Genomic DNA, 1,443 nt, shown 5'->3' with positions numbered 1-1,443 from the left:
CCCAGCCATCCCTACATCCTCTCATGACACTAAATAGTGGCAAAGTTTTGGGGGGCTAAGACACAAACGCCAAATAGCTCGTTGAACAGGAATTAGTGATTATTCACCTTTTCAGACCATGTCTGAAATCTGTGACATGATCGGGCGTGACATACCTCCGCCGTAACTCAAGTTAGACTTTTTGAAAGATCTATCCGACTCAGAAAGGGATGACTTGAATCTACATTCAGTCGGTTTAGACTAGCATGACTTAAACCGCACGCAGGAACACATAGCGTTGCTGACGGTCATTCAGCGACCGGTCCAGACGCTCAAGCTGCCAACCAAGAGCGTTTTTTGTCAGCCAGTCCAGCGTCAGTGAGGTATCGCCGTAATGTTCGTTTGGCAGGCTTTCTTCGGTGGCGCCTTGGACGTGATAGGCAAAGCCAACATTTTTGTGATACTCAATCAGGCGCCTTGTATCGATCTTGGAGGCATCCAGATGGGTTATGCCTTCGTTAACCACGGTCCAGAATTCAATGGGCCGGATGGTGATGGCGAGGACCGCGCCTTTTTTGGCGGCGGTGCGCAGGGCCGCTAGCGAGGCAACGGTTGAGGCTTCGCTCAGGTGGGTGAACACCGAAAACGAGAACAAGAAATCAAACGGTTCGTCAAAGGGCAGGCTGCAGGGTACAGCATCACTTTTGCGCACACGGTCGCCAAAGCCCGCCTCGCGGCTATGCCCCAATGACAATTCCCACGCATCCACGCCTTGCACATCGTTTGAGTAGAATGAAAACAGGCGCAGGAAACGGCCATAGCCACAGCCGAAATCAAGAATACGTTTGTCTTGCAGTGACTGTCCGGTGATCGTGGTGTAGTTTTCCGAACAGGACCGAACAAAGCTGACGCTTTGCTGCAAAAGCCGATGACCGGCGGCCCCAGTCCATGTGATTGTGACATCATCGGAAGTCATCTTGGGCAGCACAGCCGACAGGTTGGGTGTCTCAGCGACAGGCATGTTCCAAAGAACATCGGCAAAATCCTCAAGACCCAGCGATCTTAGGGCTTCAAAGCCGGTCTCCATGGTCAGGCAAGCTCCCCGTGCCTCAACACCAATTAGGTGTTCTACGACGTGCTCATCAAAAATATTCTGCATCGTTGACTGGTTTTCCAGATATTCAAAAGGGAACGCAACATAACTGGCATTTTTCAGGTAATTTGCCGATTGTCTATCCCCTCATTTCTGTGACTCTGATCAGAAGTTTTCTCTTATAGTGTTTGTGGTCTTGTCTAGCCCTCAATTTCAGTACCAGTAATTTTTGATTTCTCTAATAAGGTTTCAGGTACCGGCGGGCGCATGTTCAATGCGTGATGAGGCCTGACTTGGTTGTACTGCCTGAGCCAAACATTGATTGCTACCTGGGCTTGTTGTGTGGTGTGGAACCATTCTGCATTCAGGAA

The 1,443-nt window shown here is 50.1% G+C and carries 2 protein-coding genes; both read right to left on the bottom strand.

Translation table 11 applies throughout. The features are described from left to right. Window positions 1-250 precede the first annotated feature (250 nt). On the bottom strand, window positions 251-1,138 hold the full coding sequence (locus Q0932_RS20435; RefSeq protein ID WP_299357098.1) for a class I SAM-dependent methyltransferase: 888 nt from the start codon (window positions 1,136-1,138) through the stop codon (window positions 251-253). Window positions 1,139-1,272: 134 nt separating this feature from the next. Then, the gene (locus tag Q0932_RS20615; RefSeq protein WP_366141447.1) at window positions 1,273-1,440 is read right to left on the bottom strand and encodes an integrase core domain-containing protein; all 168 of its coding nucleotides are present in this window, start codon (window positions 1,438-1,440) and stop codon (window positions 1,273-1,275) included. Between the last annotated feature and the right edge of the window lie 3 nt (window positions 1,441-1,443).

This window comes from uncultured Shimia sp., assembly GCF_947498095.1.
In the GTDB taxonomy this organism is placed as follows: Bacteria; Pseudomonadota; Alphaproteobacteria; order Rhodobacterales; family Rhodobacteraceae; genus Shimia.
This window is presented reverse-complemented; position numbering and strand designations above follow the sequence as displayed.